General features: G+C 35.2%; 15 protein-coding genes. 11 read left to right on the top strand and 4 right to left on the bottom strand.

The window, feature by feature from the left end; all coding sequences use genetic code 11:
* The first annotated feature begins 29 nt into the window (after positions 1-29).
* From LNP19_RS14690 to LNP19_RS14655, 8 genes are all read left to right on the top strand, one after another.
* Positions 30-3,077: a SusC/RagA family TonB-linked outer membrane protein gene (locus tag LNP19_RS14690; RefSeq protein ID WP_230062645.1), complete on the top strand. Its 3,048-nt coding sequence runs from the start codon at positions 30-32 to the stop codon at positions 3,075-3,077.
* A gap of 11 nt (positions 3,078-3,088) precedes the next feature.
* Positions 3,089-4,618 carry a RagB/SusD family nutrient uptake outer membrane protein gene (locus LNP19_RS14685; RefSeq protein ID WP_230062644.1) on the top strand — a complete coding sequence of 510 codons (1,530 nt, stop codon included), beginning with the start codon at positions 3,089-3,091 and terminating at the stop codon, positions 4,616-4,618.
* Positions 4,619-4,629: 11 nt separating this feature from the next.
* Positions 4,630-6,255 carry a hypothetical protein gene (locus LNP19_RS14680; RefSeq protein ID WP_230062643.1) on the top strand — a complete coding sequence of 542 codons (1,626 nt, stop codon included), beginning with the start codon at positions 4,630-4,632 and terminating at the stop codon, positions 6,253-6,255.
* 11 nt (positions 6,256-6,266) lie between these two features.
* Positions 6,267-7,913 (top strand): family 16 glycosylhydrolase, encoded by a 1,647-nt coding sequence (locus tag LNP19_RS14675; RefSeq protein WP_230062642.1) that lies wholly within the window; start codon positions 6,267-6,269, stop codon positions 7,911-7,913.
* A 63-nt stretch (positions 7,914-7,976) separates the two neighbouring features.
* Positions 7,977-10,277 carry a beta-glucosidase BglX gene (gene bglX / locus LNP19_RS14670; protein WP_230062641.1) on the top strand — a complete coding sequence of 767 codons (2,301 nt, stop codon included), beginning with the start codon at positions 7,977-7,979 and terminating at the stop codon, positions 10,275-10,277.
* A 2-nt stretch (positions 10,278-10,279) separates the two neighbouring features.
* Positions 10,280-11,035 carry a glycoside hydrolase family 16 protein gene (locus LNP19_RS14665; RefSeq protein ID WP_230062640.1) on the top strand — a complete coding sequence of 252 codons (756 nt, stop codon included), beginning with the start codon at positions 10,280-10,282 and terminating at the stop codon, positions 11,033-11,035.
* 468 nt (positions 11,036-11,503) lie between these two features.
* Complete coding sequence (locus LNP19_RS14660) at positions 11,504-12,091, top strand: RNA polymerase sigma factor (RefSeq protein WP_428979032.1); 588 nt, start codon at positions 11,504-11,506, stop codon at positions 12,089-12,091.
* A 51-nt stretch (positions 12,092-12,142) separates the two neighbouring features.
* Positions 12,143-12,286 carry a hypothetical protein gene (locus LNP19_RS14655; RefSeq protein WP_230062639.1) on the top strand — a complete coding sequence of 48 codons (144 nt, stop codon included), beginning with the start codon at positions 12,143-12,145 and terminating at the stop codon, positions 12,284-12,286.
* A 72-nt stretch (positions 12,287-12,358) separates the two neighbouring features.
* Here the strand turns inward: LNP19_RS14655 and LNP19_RS14650 are convergent, their stop codons facing one another.
* Positions 12,359-13,009 carry an endonuclease III domain-containing protein gene (locus LNP19_RS14650; RefSeq protein ID WP_230062638.1) on the bottom strand — a complete coding sequence of 217 codons (651 nt, stop codon included), beginning with the start codon at positions 13,007-13,009 and terminating at the stop codon, positions 12,359-12,361.
* Positions 13,010-13,121: 112 nt separating this feature from the next.
* Here LNP19_RS14650 and bcp point away from each other — a divergent pair, with 112 nt between their 5' ends.
* Positions 13,122-13,574 (top strand): thioredoxin-dependent thiol peroxidase, encoded by a 453-nt coding sequence (gene bcp / locus LNP19_RS14645; RefSeq protein ID WP_230062637.1) that lies wholly within the window; start codon positions 13,122-13,124, stop codon positions 13,572-13,574.
* A 221-nt stretch (positions 13,575-13,795) separates the two neighbouring features.
* On the opposite strand, the gene LNP19_RS14640 is transcribed toward bcp, so the two are convergent.
* Complete coding sequence (locus tag LNP19_RS14640) at positions 13,796-15,256, bottom strand: TonB-dependent receptor (protein ID WP_230062636.1); 1,461 nt, start codon at positions 15,254-15,256, stop codon at positions 13,796-13,798.
* A gap of 94 nt (positions 15,257-15,350) precedes the next feature.
* Between LNP19_RS14640 and LNP19_RS14635 the strand changes: the two genes are divergently transcribed.
* Positions 15,351-16,115, top strand: a complete 765-nt coding sequence (locus LNP19_RS14635; protein WP_230062635.1) for an MBL fold metallo-hydrolase — start codon at positions 15,351-15,353, stop codon at positions 16,113-16,115.
* Between the two features lie 11 nt (positions 16,116-16,126).
* Complete coding sequence (locus tag LNP19_RS14630) at positions 16,127-16,627, top strand: hypothetical protein (protein ID WP_230062634.1); 501 nt, start codon at positions 16,127-16,129, stop codon at positions 16,625-16,627.
* A 32-nt stretch (positions 16,628-16,659) separates the two neighbouring features.
* Here the strand turns inward: LNP19_RS14630 and LNP19_RS14625 are convergent, their stop codons facing one another.
* Positions 16,660-17,307 carry an alpha/beta hydrolase gene (locus LNP19_RS14625; RefSeq protein WP_230062633.1) on the bottom strand — a complete coding sequence of 216 codons (648 nt, stop codon included), beginning with the start codon at positions 17,305-17,307 and terminating at the stop codon, positions 16,660-16,662.
* 45 nt (positions 17,308-17,352) lie between these two features.
* Complete coding sequence (locus tag LNP19_RS14620) at positions 17,353-17,679, bottom strand: hypothetical protein (protein ID WP_230062632.1); 327 nt, start codon at positions 17,677-17,679, stop codon at positions 17,353-17,355.
* Positions 17,680-17,701 lie beyond the last annotated feature (22 nt).

The raw sequence follows: 17,701 nt of genomic DNA, 5'->3' as shown, positions 1-17,701 counted from the left end.
ATTTTTATAATTCACATAAAACATAAATTATGAAGTCGAACTATCTATTAATTATTTTTCTATTTCTCTCCGCTTTTGGTTCCGCCCAAAGTTTTGATATTGGAGGAACTGTAAAAGAAAAAAACTCTGGTTTATCGATACCAGGAGTTAACATTCAAATTTTAAACAGTACTAAAAGTACCGCTACTGATTTTGATGGAAAATTTACTTTAAAAGGAATTCCGTCCGGTTCTGTTGTAGTTTTTACATTTATAGGATATAAAACATTTGAATATAAAGTAACAGCTACTGATACTAATTTGAATATTACTTTATCAGAAGATTCAAAAGCTTTAGATGAAGTTATAGTAATAGGGTACGGAAGTCAAAAAAAGAAAGAGGTTACCGGAGCAGTTTCTACTGTGGATAGTAAAACCTTAGAAATATTGAAACCTGTAAAAATAGAACAAGCCTTACAAGGAACAATATCAGGTGTAAATGTTACTTCACAATCAGGTTCTCCAGGAGCTGCTTTAGATATACGTATTAGAGGTATTGCTACTAATGGTGATGCAAAGCCACTAACTATCATAGATGGGTACATTGGAGAGTTGGGGCTATTGAATCCTAATGATGTTGAAACTATAACTGTTTTAAAGGATGCACAGGCTGCTATTTATGGTTCTGCCGCAGCAAATGGAGTAATCTTAGTAACCACTAAAACGGGTAAAAAGAATTCTGTAGGTAAAATAGCCTATAATACGTATACTGGTTTCCAAGAAACTTCGCGCACTTTACCAACATTAAATGCTACGGAATATGCTTTATTGCTTAATGAAAGTTATGCGAATAGCGGTAATACAATTCCATATGCGAACGTTAGCGGACTTGGTAAAGGAACAAAGTGGCAGGATAAAACGCTAAGTACAGGGGTGCCTATCATTAGTCATGATTTAACGTTTTCGGGAGGATCGGACAAGATTACGTATTCTGTTAGTGGTTCGCACTTAGATCAAGAAGGAATTGTAGGGAAGGCAAAATCTGGATTTTTAAGAAATACTGCAAGAGTTTCTTTAGGGGCAGATGTGACTGACAATCTAAAGTTAAAAACAAATGTGATTTATACTTATTTTGATAGAAAAACCTTGCCTGAAAATGGGAATGCTTCAGTACTATTAAATGCGGTAAACGCACCATCTAATCTTAGTCCTTATGATTCATCAGGTAATTTCACAGTGTTTCCCGGAGGTTCTTTAGGAAATGAAATGATCAACCCTTTAGCTCAAATTGCCAATACTTACAATGATTATAACTTTAAGCAAATAAACGGGAATTTTGGATTGGATTATAAGTTCACTCCGGCCTTTGTATTAAGTAGTACCATTGGATTTAAGACTGCAAATAGCGAATCAAAAAGCTTTTCTCCAATACTAGATTACGGTAGTGGTAAAGTGTTTAATACCACACGTAGTTCGGTTTCTCAAAATGCAGTTAACGACAACAGCTATTCTTTTGATTTATTTGCTACATATACTAAAACTATAGCTGAAAACCATAAACTAGTAGGTGTAGTGGGGAATACTATTTACAAAGAATATGGTAACGGTTTATTTGCTACTGGCTATGATGTACCTAATAATTCATGGGAGTATGCCGATATTCAGTTGGCTAACGGGGCTCCTGCACCGGGAACAGTACCTGTAGGGTCTTATATATATGACGAAAGAAGGTTGTCTTATTTTGGGAGATTACAATACGATTTTAAAGGCAAATACCTTTTATCAGGAATGATACGACGTGATGCTTCAACTAAATTCGGACCAGGTAATAAAGTAGGTTATTTTCCTTCGGTAACCGCTGGTTGGGTAATTTCTGATGAAGGATTTTTTGGGGAATCATCCATTGTGAATTTCTTGAAATTAAGAGGCAGTTATGGTATAGTAGGAAATGATGCTATTCCAAATAATGGCTACATTTCTCAGCTTACGGGCGAAGCTAGCTATGTTTTTGATGGTACTCTGGTAAATGGTCGCGCTAGTGGTCAAATTCCGAATCCGAATCTTAAATGGGAAGAGGCAAAGAAATTTGATGTAGGAGTAGATATGAATTTGTTTAATAACAAAATAAATATAGTAGCTGATTATTTTATTGATACTAGAACAGATTTGCTAATTCCAGGTATTCCAGTTTCAGGTATTTCAGGGGGACAAGCTCCTGGAGCTTCAAATCCTACGATAAATGCAGGAACAGTTAGAAACGAAGGAATTGAATTTGCTGTAAATTACAACAATAGTTTTTCAGACGATTTTAATATGAGTTTAGGATACAATGTGACTGTTCTTAGAAACAACGTAACCTACATGGGGACACCATTTATTGCAGGTGGATCATTTGGTATCGGTCAACAAGCACCTTCAAGAATGGAAGTAGGTCATTCCATAGGGTATTTTTATGGTTTGAAAACAAATGGTGTTTTTCAAAATCAACAAGAAGTTAATGATGCCCCTTCTCAAGTTGAGCTTGGAGTAGCAGCATCTCCTGGAGATATTAGATATGTTGATGTCAATGGTGATGGGAAAATTAATTTTGATGACAGAACAGATATAGGAGATCCAATCCCTACAGCAACAATGGGTTTCAATATGCAGTTTAATTACAAAGCACTTGATTTTTCTATGTACACCTTTGCTTCTGTAGGAAACAATATGGTTCGTAATTATGAAAGTATTGCACCAGATGCCAATCGTTTAAATTATGTTTTAGGCAGATGGACTGGGGAAGGAACTAGTAATAGCATTCCTAGAGTTACCACAGCAGCTACAACTAATAATTTGTTTTCTGATTATTTTGTAGAAGATGCGTCCTATGTAAGAATCCAAAATATCCAACTAGGGTACTCTTTGAATCCAAACTGGATAGAAAAAGTTGGCATGACTAAGTTACGCCTATATGCGGGAGTAAATAACCTTTACACTTTTACAAAATACAAAGGATTTGATCCTGGAGCTTCTAATGGTGCCCCTATTGGAGGCGGAATCGATTATGGTTTCTATCCTACTCCAAGAACGTATATGTTAGGTTTAAACATTAATTTTTAATTCATATTAAAATGAAAAAGTATCTATTTATTACCCTAATAACGATAACTGTTTTTGCTACAATGACTAGCTCTTGTAGTGATGATTTTGTTGATCGTCCTGTTGAATATTCGATTGATTCAGAGAATTATTTTAATTCTAAATCTGATTATGAAAATGCTGTAATTGCAGCCTATGATTTATTACAGTCTACTTTTATTAATGTTTTAATGGGCGAAATAGCCTCTGATAACACATTTGCCGGAGGAAACAGTCCAACTGATGTTATAGGCTACCAACAAATTGACCAAATGATTCACAGTCCTGTGAATGAAAATTTAAAACAACTTTGGGACTGGATGTTTGCAGGAGTTCAAAGAGCTAATTATATCCTTGAATTCAAAGATAAAACTGATTTCGAAGGGAAAAATAAAATTATAGCCGAAGCCCGTTTTCTAAGAGCTTACTATCAATTTGAGTTGGTAAAATGGTTTGGAGGTATCCCAATGAAAGGAGATGCAAGATTTTCTCCAGGAGACGAAACTTCAATACCACGCTCATCAGTTGTAGAGGTCTATGCTTCTATTCAGAATGACTTAATATATGCCGCTGAAAATTTGCCATCGATTCCTGCACAAAAAGGGAGAGCCACAAGCGGCGCAGCTCTAGCTTTACTGGGAAAAGCGTATTTATACGATAAAAAATATGATCTAGCAGCAGATACTTTTGGAAAATTAATTGGGACTAATAGTTATCATTTAATTCAAACTACAGATTTGACACCACAGCAAATAAGCGCAGGTTTGACCCCTTTTGGAAGTATTTTCGAAGAGGCTGGTGAAAACGGAGCTGAATCTGTTTTTGAAATTCAGTACACTGATGTTGAAGGAGCTAGTTATGGACAATTACAATATAGCGAAGGGAATGTTGCAGTAGGTTTTGCTGGTCCTTTTGGATATGTTGGCCCTGTATATGCTGATGGTAACAACTTTAATTTACCTACTCCAAAAATTGTTAATGCATTTGAAGCAGGTGATTCAAGAAAAGCGGTAACCATTTTAGATATGGTAGCCTGGATCGCACAAAATCCAGGTACAAGTTACACGAAACAAAATCAAGATACGGGTTATTTTAATAGAAAATACATTCCTAGAAAGAGAAGACCAGAAGCTGCTGGAGATGTTAAATTGACAAGTCCAAATAATTATAGAGCCATTCGCTATGCTGACGTTCTTTTGATGGCTGCCGAAGCTTATAACAAAAGTACCACAGCAAATGATGTCTTAGCTCGTAAGTATTTGAATGAAGTAAGAGCTAGAGCTTTTGGAGACAATGATCACAATATTACAGCCTCAGGAGCAGCCTTAGCTGATTTTATCCAAGCAGAGAGAAGAGTAGAATTGGCAGGTGAAGGGATCCGTTTCTTCGATTTAGTGAGAACTGGTAAAGCGGCCCAAGAAATCCCAGGATTTACAGCAGGAAAAAACGAACTTTTTCCAATACCAATAGAAGAAATTCAATTTGCTAACGGAAACTGGGATCAAAATCCTAATTACAATTAAAAAATAGAACAATGAAAAGTATAAAATATATAACAAGTCTTATTGTTGCAGCTATCTTTTTTAGTTGTTCAACAGAGAATGATCTGCCTGATTTAGATGCTCTTGGTGCTCCAACTGATGTTTCGGCATTAACTACTGTAACGCAGGATAATACCGGAAAAGTTACTTTTTTACCTCGAGGTGGAGGAGTGACGCAGTATGAAATTTATTTTGGAGACGGAACTACAGTACCGGCTTATGTAAATCCGGGAGGAACGGTAGATCATGTTTACAAGGAAGGGATTTATAACGCTAAAATTGTTGGAATAACTTTAAATGGAAAAAGAACTGAAGTAATTCAGGAAGTTGAAGTTTCTTTTAAAGCGCCTCAAAATTTAGTGGTTAGTATCGAAAATGATTTAGCGGTTTCTAAAAAAGTAAATGTGACCGCAACAGCTGATTATGCCTTGTTTTATGATGTCTATTTTGGAGAAGCAGGAAAACCAGATCCTATTTCTGCAAATAATGGTGAATCTGTTTCTTATACGTATCAAAATGCAGGAGTATATACCATTCGTGTGGTTTCTAAAAGCGCAGCTATCAAAACGACAGAATATAGTGAAGAGTTTACTGTAACTGTAGTAAACAAACCTTTTGCCTCGGCACCAACACCTCCTAATAGACAAGCTTCAGATGTTATCTCTATTTATGGATCGAAATATACAAATGTTGTAGGAACCAATTATTTTCCGGATTGGGGACAAGCAGGTCAGGGAAGCAGCTGGACAGAGTTTGACTTAAATGGTGACAAAATGCTCAATTATATTAAGTTAAGTTACCAAGGAATTGCATTGGCAGATGGAACAACAATAGATGTTTCCGGAATGGAATTCATTCACATGGACGTTTGGACTTCAGATTTACAAAAAATAGAAACTTCTTTAATCAGTAAAACCAATGGCGAAAAACCAGTGGTAAAGGATTTAGTTGCAAATGAGTGGACAAGTATTGATATTCCAATCTCAGCCTTTACAAGTCAGGGATTAACAGTTGCTGATATATTCCAATTAAAATTTGTAGGTACACCATGGGCTACAGGAAGTGTTTTTATTGATAATATTTATTTCTATAAAACACCTTCGGCATTAATAGAAATGCCAATAGATTTTGAATCCACAACACTTACGTATCCATGGGCTGGTTTTGGAGCTTCAGACTTTGGAGCGATTCCCGTTTCGGTAGTTACAAATCCTGATAAATCTGGAAGTAATGTTTCAAATAAAGTGGTTAAAATCGAAAAAACGGCTGGAGCCCAAGTTTGGGCTGGAGCTAGCTTAAATCTTGATTCTAAGGTTGATTTTACCAAAGGAACTAAAGTAAAAGTGGCTGTTTGGTCACCTAAAGTTGGAGCCACAATATTGTTTAAAATGGAAGTATCAACCTCTCCTAAAGATGGTAATGGTAATCCTACTGTAAATGTTGAGGTTCAGGGAACCACTACAGTCGCTAATGCTTGGGAAATTATAACATTCGACCTTACGACGGGATCTGGTTTTAATATTGCCAATGCTTATGATAGAGTAATCTTGTTTCCTGACTTTAATGTTGGAGGTACAGGAACAACCTATTATTTTGACGATATTAAACAATCCAATTAAAAACTAAAAAAATGAAAAAAATAATAGTAAAAATAGTATATGTTTTTGTCCTTCTATTGATGGTCAATTGTCAGGAGGATAATATAGCTTTTGGAGAATTAAACGCTCCAACTAATCTAAATGTTACAGTAGAAATAGTTGGAAAAACGACTGCACTACCTAATGGAGATGGTTCTGGGACTGTTAGGTTTACCACTACAGCAGATGATGCCATTTCCTATAAATATATCTATGGTGATGGCGTTACAGAGAATTCTCCAGGAGGTATTGTAGAACATGGTTTTACAACAGTTGGTGTAAACACTTATACTGTAACAGTAATTGCTTATGGCAAAGGAGGTGTAGCTACAAATGAAACAGTAGAGGTTACCGTTTTTAGTAACTTTAGCGACGAAAGATCTACACAGTTCCTTACTGGTGGTACAACCACAGGGAAAAAATGGTATTTAGCTGCATCTGAAAAAGGGCATCTTGGCGTTGGACAAAATGATGGTGATGCTACTAAAAATTATTTTGCTAATTATTACCAAGCAGAGCCATTTGAAAAATCAGCAACTTGTTTCTATGATGGAGATTATACTTTTGCTCTGGTAAACGGTAAAATTGAATACAAACAAGATAACAAAGGAAATACCTTTTTTCACAACTCTTATAAAAGTGTGGCAGGCGGAACAAATGGGGGTGACGATGCATGTTTACCGTATAGTACAGCAGGAACCAAAATTGTTGCTTTAAGCCCTTCCACTTCGGTTGTTTCTAAAAATCCAATAGAGACAAGAGTGACCACAGGAACAGTAATGAATTTTTCTGATGGAGGCTTTATGGGGTATTATGCGGGAGCGACACAATACGAAATTTTATCAATTACTGAAAATAGAATGGTAGTGCGCTTAGTCCAAGCAAATAATACAGCACTAGCTTGGTATTTAATATTTACTACTACTATGCCAACTTCAACTTCTGAGCCAGACTATACTGTTTTAAAATTCTCAGATGAATTTAACACTGATGGAGCACCTGATCCTACTAAGTGGTCTTATGATTTAGGTACGGGTAGTAATGGCTGGGGTAATAACGAAGCGCAAAGTTATACCAATGCTTCCGACAATGTCATTGTTGCTGGTGGGAATTTGAAAATTACCGCTAAAAAAGTAGGTTCATCATACACATCGGCAAGATTAAAAACAGAAAGTAAATTTGATTTTACTTATGGAAAAGTTGAGGTTAGGGCTAAATTACCGTCAGGTGGCGGAACTTGGCCGGCAATCTGGATGCTGGGTTCAGATTATGCAACTAATACATGGCCAGGTTGTGGAGAAATAGATATAATGGAACATAAAGGGAATGAACCAAATGTGATTCATGGTACTTTACATTATCCTGGTAACTCTGGTGGGAATGCAAACGGAAATACTAAAACGATTACTAATGCTTCGACAGAATTTCATGTTTATAAAACAATCTGGTCTCCGGCATCAGTGAAAATCTATGTAGATGATGTCTTATTTCATACGGTGGCAAATACAAGTTCTTTACCATTCAATAAGGACTTTTTCATGATTTTAAATGTGGCAATGGGAGGGACTTTTGGAGGAACGATTGACCCAGCATTTAGTCAATCTTCAATGGAAGTAGACTATGTGAGGGTATATCAATAATCAAATAAGAATTAGTTTAAAAGGTCGAAGTTAATTCGACCTTTTGATTAAAAAAAAATAAAAATGACAGTAATTAAAAAAGTATCATTTGTCTTAGCGACAATTGTAGTAATAGGCTGTGGCCAAAAAATAATCAAACCTAAAGCAGTGTTTTCTCAAAAAGATATTTTGGAAACCAGAGTAGATTCGATTTTAAAATTGATGACTTTGGAAGAGAAAATTGGCCAACTCAACCAATACAATGGTTTTTGGGAAATTACAGGACCAACTCCCAAAGAAGGGCAGGCAGCTAAGAAATATGCTGATTTAAAAAATGGTTTGGTAGGTTCGATGCTAAACGTAAAAGGAGTAAAAGACGTAAGAGCTTTGCAGAAAATTGCGGTTGAAGAAACCCGATTAGGGATTCCTTTAATTTTCGGGTTTGATGTGATTCATGGGTTCAAAACCATTAGTCCGATTCCGTTAGCAGAAGCGGCTAGTTGGGATTTAGCTGAAATAAAAAAATCAGCGGCTATTGCTGCTGAAGAAGCGGCTTCGGTAGGGCTCAATTGGACTTTTGCTCCTATGGTCGATATTTCTCGTGATGCCCGTTGGGGCAGAGTAATGGAAGGTGCTGGAGAGGATCCTTATTTAGGAAGCCAAATTGCAATCGCTCGAGTACAAGGATTTCAAGGGGATGATTTAACAGCAAGAAACACCATTTTGGCTTGTGCCAAACATTTTGCAGCTTATGGCTTTTCGGAGTCGGGAAGAGATTACAATACAGTTGATGTTGGGGAATCTACTTTGCAAAATGTTATTTTTCCTCCTTTTAAAGCGGCGGTGGATGCAGGTGTAAGAACGTTCATGAACTCATTTAATGAATTAAACGGAATTCCTGCTACAGGAAATAAGTATTTGCAAAGAGATATTTTAAAAGACGATTGGAAATTTGATGGTTTTGTCGTTTCAGACTGGGGTTCAATTAATGAAATGATTGCCCACGGTTATGCCAAGGACAGTAAGCAAGCTGCCGAAATTGCTATTAATGCAGGTTCGGATATGGATATGGAATCCAGTGCTTATGTGGAATATTTATCGGCTTTAGTAAAAGAGGGAAAAGTAAAAGAAAGCACAATTGATGATGCTGCCAGAAGAATTCTGAGAGTGAAGTTTGAATTGGGTTTATTTGATAATCCGTATTTGTATTGTGATGAAAACTACGAGAAAGAAACGGTTGGTAAGGCAGCTTTTCAGGAAGGAGTTCTGGAAATGGCCAAAAAATCAATTGTACTATTAAAAAATGAAAAGGAGCTTTTGCCACTTAAAAAATCAGGACAAAAAATAGTCGTTATTGGAGCATTGGCAAACGATAAAACCAGTCCGCTGGGAAGTTGGCGCATTGCTGCTGATGATAATTCGGCAGTTTCTTTGTTAGAAGGATTACAAAATTATAAAGGAAACCAACTCACTTACGTTAAAGGTGCAGACCTAACTGAAGGAAGAACCCAATTTATTTGGGAAACTAAAATTAATACTACAGATAAAAGTGGATTTGCTGAAGCTATGGCTGCTGCTAAAACCGCCGATGTAGTGATTATGTCTTTAGGCGAACATGGCTTGCAATCTGGGGAAGGAAGAAGCAGAACCGATATCGGGCTACCAGGAGTGCAGCAGGAATTATTGGAAGAAGTATATAAGGTGAACCCTAATATTGTTTTGGTGTTAAATAATGGCCGTCCACTAGCGATTCCATGGGCTGATGCTCATATTCCGGCTATTGTTGAAGCCTGGCAATTAGGAACACAAAGCGGTAATGCCATTGCTCAAGTTTTATACGGCGATTACAATCCGAGTGGAAAATTGCCGATGACCTTTCCTCGAAATGTGGGGCAAGTGCCTATTTATTACAATTATAAAAACACAGGTCGCCCTGTAATGAATGAACCTGAAAGCGTTTTCTGGTCGCATTATATTGATGAAAAAAATACGCCTTTGTATCCTTTTGGTTATGGGTTGAGTTACACTCAATTTGAATATTCTAATATGGAATTAAGTCAGAAATATTTCTCTGATGATGGCAGCATTGAAGTTTCAGTGAATGTCAAAAACACGGGGAAATACACTGGTAAAGAAGTTGTTCAGTTATATATACGTGATTTGTTTGCTTCGATAACACGTCCTGTATTAGAATTAAAAGGGTTTGAAATGATAGAATTACAGCCTAACCAAACTAAAAAAGTTAGCTTTATCATCAATAAAAAAACAATTGAATTCTTTACAGCTAATTCGAAATGGGAAGCTGAATCAGGTGATTTTAAAGTGTTCTTAGGTGGTAGTTCTGCAAAAACATTAGAAGCTGATTTTCAATATAAAAATAACTAAAAATGAATAATTTTTTAATCTTGCTAATGGTATGTTCGATTTCTTTGGCACAGCCAAAAGGAAAAAAATTAATATGGGAAGAAAACTTTAATGGGAAACAATTAAATGAAAGCAATTGGAATATTGAACAAGGAGATGGTTGCCCCAATTGTGGTTGGGGCAATAATGAGCGCCAATTGTATACCGATAAGAGTCATCAGCTGGTTAACGGAAAATTAGTAATTACCGCTAGAAAGGAAAGGAATAAATACTCGTCTACCCGAATCACGACAAAAGGGAAAAAAGAATTTCAATACGGTTACATTGAAGCCAAAGCTAAACTGCCTTTAGGTTATGGTGTTTGGCCGGCATTCTGGATGCTGGGAGCTAATATTGACAGCGTGGGCTGGCCTAAATGTGGCGAAATAGATATTCTGGAATATGTAGGTAAAGAACCTAAAATGGTGTTTAACTCTTTACATACACAAGACAGTCACGGTAATACAATTAATACAAAGAAGACCAGGATAGAAAATATTGAGGCGGGATATCATTTGTATGCCATAGATTGGACTAAAAATAAAATTGATTTTTTTGTGGATAACAATTTAGTCTATACTTTTAATCCAGTTGAAAAAACCGAAGCGACTTGGCCTTTTAATCAAGATTTCTATTTTGTAATTAATATGGCCATAGGGGGTAATTTTGGAGGTCCTGATGTCGATGACGCTATCTTTCCTCAAAAATTTATCTTAGATTTTATAAAAGTATACCAATAGATTTACTTTGGGAATTGTAGTTCTAAAAAGGATATGATTTTGATTATGCAAAATCGTATCCTTTTTTTCATATTTGAAATGAAATAGTTTATGAAACAAGTAATCAATTTTTAGAAAAGGATAAAGCTAGAAGAAATTACAGAATTGGATGTTTATGTATTTCGATTGGGAAAAGTATCTGCTTAGTTCGCTCTATAATCAAATACGTATCTTGATGGTGTAAGCAGTTTTCTTTAAGTGGGCTAATTTGTTAGTAATCATTTTTAAAATAGAATTTTAATTTTTAATCATTGATTTTTAACATGTTAGGTTGTTTTTTTAAATTTTTTATTGCTTTTATTTGTTGTTTGTTGCAAATATTTGTTAAATTTGATTAATATTTTAACATAAAAACAGCCAAAGCCTATAGTACAAAACTACTTTTTAGAAAAATTACCCCAATTTTAACCAACACTAAAAAGTATTACTATGATAGCTAATATTCAAATTTCGGATGCCTTATTGGTACAGAATTATGTAGCAGGAAATGAAGAAGCCTTGTCTACATTGATCAAGAGACACGAATCAAGAATTTACGGTTTTATATATTCCAAAATTTCAGATCGAGACATTTCAAACGATATTTTTCAAGACACTTTTATTAAAGTTATTAAAACTTTAAAGTCAAATTCCTATAATGAAGAAGGAAAATTTCTGCCTTGGGTCATGCGAATTTCCCATAATCTTATTATTGATCATTATAGAAGGACTAAAAAAATGCCATTGTTTAGAGAAACAGAGGATTTCTCTATTTTTTCAGTAATGACAGACGATTCAATTTCTATCGAAAGTAAGCTGATTTCCGATCAAATAGAATTAGACTTGAAAAAATTAATCGAAGAACTTCCTATCGATCAAAAAGAAGTTTTGGTAATGAGAATGTATCAAGACATGAGTTTTAAAGAAATTTCAGAAATTACCGGAGTCAGTATTAATACCTCATTAGGTAGAATGCGTTATGCTTTATTGAACTTAAGAAAAGTTATTGATAAGCATCAAATTGTTTTGACTAACTAATAATATATCCGCTAATATCACGTTATTCATAGAATAACAAACTGATATAGCATGGCAAAAAATTACTTTAAAAATTCCTTAGTCATTAAAGCAATGAAACCCAAAAAAGAAGTTGTTTCTTTTTTATTAAACTATTCAAAAGCCTTGAGTGTGGTAAAAGCAGATGATCGAAATTATGAAATCATATCGAATTAAAACCGCCTCAATTTTTAAACGCTAAAAAGGACAAATTTAAAATTCACCAGTTTATTTTTAAGCTGGTGAATTTTATTTTTTATAATAATCATCCAAAACTGATTTTCTTCCAATTGTTTTGGTAATAATGTCCTGATCTAAATTCCAGCCTCTAGCAGGAGAATATTCTCTACCGTACCAAATCATTTGCAGGTGCAAGTCATTCCATAGTTCCTCTGGGAATAAACGTTTGGCATCCTTTTCGGTTTGTATTACATTTTTTCCGTTGGTTAGATTCCATCGGTACATCAATCTGTGAATGTGAGTATCTACCGGGAAAGCAGGAACACCAAAAGCCTGCGACATCACCACGCTAGCTGTTTTATGGCCTACAGCTGGTAATTCTTCCAGATATTCAAAGCTTTGCGGTACTTTTCCATCATGCTTGTCAATCAAAATATGGGATAAGCCGTGAATTCCTTTAGATTTCATTGGCGACAAGCCACAAGGTTTTATGATTTCCTTAATTTCTTCAACAGACATTTTGATCATGTCATACGGATTGTCTGCTTTGGCAAAAAGCAAAGGGGTAATTTGGTTCACACGAACATCAGTGCATTGTGCCGAAAGCAAAACGGCAATCAGCAGCGTATAAGGATCCTTATGATCCAAGGGGATTGGAATCGAGGGATAGAGTTCTTTTAACGTATTTATAACAAATGTTACCCGTTCTTGTTTAGTCATTATTGTAAATTTATATCTTGTAAAAATAATATAAAAAATACCAATTAAGAAAAACAAGTCTTAGCGAACTTTGCGAAAAATTAGTAGACTTTGCATTTAAATAAAAATAATTATGACAACATTAAAAAAAGGAGATAAAGCACCTCAATTTTCGGGAGTGGATCAAGACGGAAAACAACATCAGTTAGCAGATTATAAAGGAAAAAAACTAGTAGTTTTCTTTTATCCAAAAGCCAGTACACCGGGATGTACAGCCGAAGCTTGCGATTTGAGAGATAATTTTGAGCGTTTTCAAGCGAATAATTATGAATTACTGGGTGTAAGTGCCGATTCGGCTAAAGCGCAGGCTAAATTCAAAGAGAAGTACGAATTTCCTTTCCCTTTATTAGCTGACGAAGATAAATCGGTTATAGAGGCTTTTGGGGTTTGGGGACCAAAGAAATTCATGGGACGCGAGTATGACGGAATTCATAGAACCACTTTTGTAATTGACGAGAACGGAATTATTGATGAAGTAATCGAAAAAGTGAAAACTAAGGAGCATGCCGCTCAAATATTGAAGTAAACTAGGAACGCCACAAAAAAAAATATCTTGTGGCGTTTTTGTTGTTGAAATTGTAAAAAGTAGAGTTTTATATTGCTCCGCAAAGTCTCCGACTTTGAGGTAGTGTTTTTCGATTTTCAATCGACATTTTTAAATGAATTATATCTGTCAGAGACAGATCAATACATCCTCAAAGTCGGAGACTTTGCGGAGCTGGTTATTTTGGCTTTTTTTTTTGTAAATTAATTGCTTTCTTTCAATGTTTTATTTGGATCATAGCCAAAAAGTCTGTGCTCTTTGATCATTTCGGCGATACCAAGCGGAAGCATCGGTTCCCATCCCAGCTTTCCTTCGTTGATCATTTTTAGGACTTCGCGAGAGAATACTTCTAAATTTCCGGGATCATAATCATCAATGTTGATTACTTTTCCGTTAGACTTGAAGAATTTGTAAAGTTCTTTCATTCGGGGATGCACTTTTAAATTCTCTGAAGTGATAATGTCTCCATTTTCGTCTAACATTGGATAAAGAAATACTTTCATATCGCGGAAGAATAATTTTCCGAAAGCCTCAAGAATTCCACCACTAAGATGGCGATAGTATTTCTCATCAAAAATATCAACTAAATTGTTGACTCCCATGGCCAGTCCCATTCTAGCTTTGGTATAATTTGAAAAATATTCAACTACTTTATAGTATTCTTGGAAATTAGAAATCATTACGGTTTGTCCAAGCGAACAAAGTAATTCCGCTCGATCCATGAAATCGCGTTCGTCAATTTCTCCATCAGAACGCAGGTTGGATAAGGTGATTTCAAATACCACCAGCGTATTCTCTTTTTCCACTTTGTTTTCTTCAAGAAACATTTTTAATGATTTCTCGTACATATCCATATTTACCTTGGTAACCGGACGAAAACTACCTCTTAAGGCAAGAATATTCTTTTTGTATAATATGGCAGCAGGAAGAATATTTTTTCCTTCAGGATCAAACATTACCGCATCAGTCATTCCATTTTTTACGAGTTGCAAACTCATTAAGCGATTGTCTACTTCAGCGAATCGAGGGCCAGAAAAATTAATAGTGTCAATTTCCAGTTGGTCTTTGTCTAAGTGATCGTATAAATAGCGCAACAAGCGTTTCGGATCGTTGTATTTATAGTATGCACCATAAATTAGGTTAACGCCTAGGATTCCAAGTGTTTCTTGTTGCAGTCTTGCATCTGTTTCTTTAAAACGGATGTGAAGTATGATTTCGTTATAGTCTTCATCAGGTTCAATTTGATAACGAATACCAACCCAGCCATGACCTTTAAATTGTTTGGCAAAATCAATCGTAGCCACGGTATTGGCGTAACTAAAAAACATTTTATTAGGATGTTTTTCTCTGCTCAAACGCTCTTCGATTAACTGATTTTCCATCGTTAGCATTTTTTTGAGTCGGCTTTCCGTTACATAACGACCGTCTTCCTCAATACCATAGATGGAATCACTGAAATCTTTATCATAAGCAGACATTGCTTTTGCAATAGTTCCAGAAGATCCTCCAGATCTGAAAAAATGCCTTACCGTTTCCTGGCCAGCGCCAATTTCAGCAAAAGTTCCGTAAATGTTCTCATTTAAATTGATACGAAGCGCTTTGTCTTTTATCGAAGGGATTTGTTCGATGACTCTGTCACCTTTTAGTTTTATTTGGGTGTCCATTTTATTTTAAATATGGCTAATATGTTACAAAGTTAGTTAAAATGGTTTCTAATGAAAGAGAATTAATCCTATTTTTGTAAAAAAATAGAATAGTGTGAAGGTATATTTTTTGGGTACAGGTACATCGCAAGGAATCCCAGTTATAGGGAGTCATCATCCCGTTTGTAAAAGCACTGATTCTAAGGATAAAAGACTAAGGGTTTCAGTATGGATTACTTGGGATAATCATTCCTATGTGATTGATTGTGGTCCGGATTTTAGGCAGCAAATGTTGGCTTCAAATTGTCATAAAGTGGATGGAATTCTTTTTACCCACGAACATGCAGATCATACCGCTGGATTGGATGATATTCGTCCGTTTAATTTCAAACAAGGGGAAATGCCTATTTATGCACATCAACGTGTTATAGAGAATTTGAAAAAGCGTTTCGATTATGTTTTTGAAACCGAGAACAGATATCCAGGTGCTCCTTCGGTAAAAACGCATGAAGTAGTCAATAACGAGGCTTTTGTCCTGGGTGATAAAATGGTAGTTCCTATAAATGTTATGCATGGTGATTTGCAGGTTTTTGGTTATCGAATGGATGATTTTGCTTATTTGACTGATGTGAAAACTATTGAAGAAAGTGAAGTTTTGAAGTTGAAAAACTTAAAAGTGTTAGTAATTAATGCTTTGCGTGAGGAAACTCATTTTACTCATTTCAATTTAGAGGAAGCCTTAGATTTTATAGCTTTGGTACAACCTGAAAAAGCCTATCTGACCCATATCAGTCATCTTTTTGGGTTTCATGAAGAAATACAAAAGAAACTACCTGAAAACGTTTACCTTGCTTTCGATAATTTAGAAATTACAATTTAATTAAATTTAAAATGAGAAAATCATTATTGCTTTATGCTTTTATTTTAATCGCACTTTTAAACATCTTTACGTATATGTTTTATAGTAAGGAAGTTGCTTTTGAAAAAGAAAGATATGAAAAAGTCACCAAAAAACTGAAAGACAGTCTGAATTCCGTTACTCTTAAATTGAAGGATGCCAATTATTTTTCTTTGGAAAACAACGAAAATGCCCAGAATTATTTTGATTCAGCAAGTTCAGATAAAATGATTCCCTATGAAAAGTTAATTCCTTATGTTACAGAGAAATTATTGGATTTAAATGCAAATGCGAAAGGCAATCCTTATGTAGGCCAAGATCAATTAGGAGCCAATAAATTCATCATCAATAAAGTAAAAATTTTGAACCACAGATGGATTATCGCTGATTATAGTGACGGTGAAATATGGGGCGAAGTCTTGCTGAAATACTTTGTCAATCCAGATGAAACTATTTCATTTGAAGTCAATCAATCGCTGTTGTATCAGAAATAAAATAAAAAAGGCTCCAAAATTGGAGCCTTTTTTTATTCTATTAACCATTTCTTAAAGTCATAAAACTGCTGAGGCGATATGCCATGACCGATAGGGTATTCTTTATAAATAGAATCAATTCCTAATTTGTCCAAAAACGGTTTTGTTTTTCGGGCCCAATCAACCGGTATTACTTGGTCCACAGTTCCATGAGAAGCAAATATTTTAAGTCTTGATAAATCGTTTTTTAGGTAATTTTCGTCAAATGCCGGCTCGCTGATATAACCGCTTAAAGCAATTACATTTTTGATTTTTTCGGGATAAGATAAGGCAACGGCATAACTCAAAATGGCACCCTGACTAAAACCAATTAAAGTAACATCGTTAGTGTCAATAGGGAGATTTGCAATTAGTTCTTCTAAAAATTGGGCGATTAAATCTCTGGAAGATTTGGCCTGTTCGTTATCTGAAAATTTATTTTGATTTGCATCAAAATTGATGGCGTACCAAGCATAACTACCATATTGTAAATCATAAGGCGCACGCGCAGATACGATATAATGATTCTCTGGAAGCTCAGTTGCAAACGAAAATAAATCCTGCTCGTTGCTGCCATATCCGTGCAATAAAAGGATCAACGGGTTTTTGTCTAATTTTATTTTGGGTTCTCTAATGAGATAGTCAAGAGATAAATTATTCATTTATTAGTTTTAAATTGGAGTTGTGTTCTAAATTTTGCAATTGATTTAAGAGATCGTTGCAAACCATTTTTGGTAAAGATTTCCTAATAGAGGAACAGGTTTTGTTTCGCCTTTTATCGCGCTAAAGATGCCATAAGTCCATAAAACGGAAATGCAAATCCACATGGGAGCTGAGATCATTAGGCTGTCAAAATTGCTAATAATCAATCCTAATGAAATGAAAGTCAATGTTAATCCAAGACCTTGACGTATGTGAAAAGAGGCAAAGCTATTTTTATCTTCAGAGTTCATAGACATGGCAATAAACACGCCTATACCTAAAATATAGCTTGTAATTGCTGCCGTTTTTCCCTGTTCAATATTGTTATTCATAGTAAGTTTTCTATTATTTTAT

The organism is Flavobacterium acetivorans (genome assembly GCF_020911885.1).
Classification (GTDB): Bacteria; Bacteroidota; Bacteroidia; order Flavobacteriales; family Flavobacteriaceae; genus Flavobacterium; species Flavobacterium acetivorans.
This window is presented reverse-complemented; position numbering and strand designations above follow the sequence as displayed.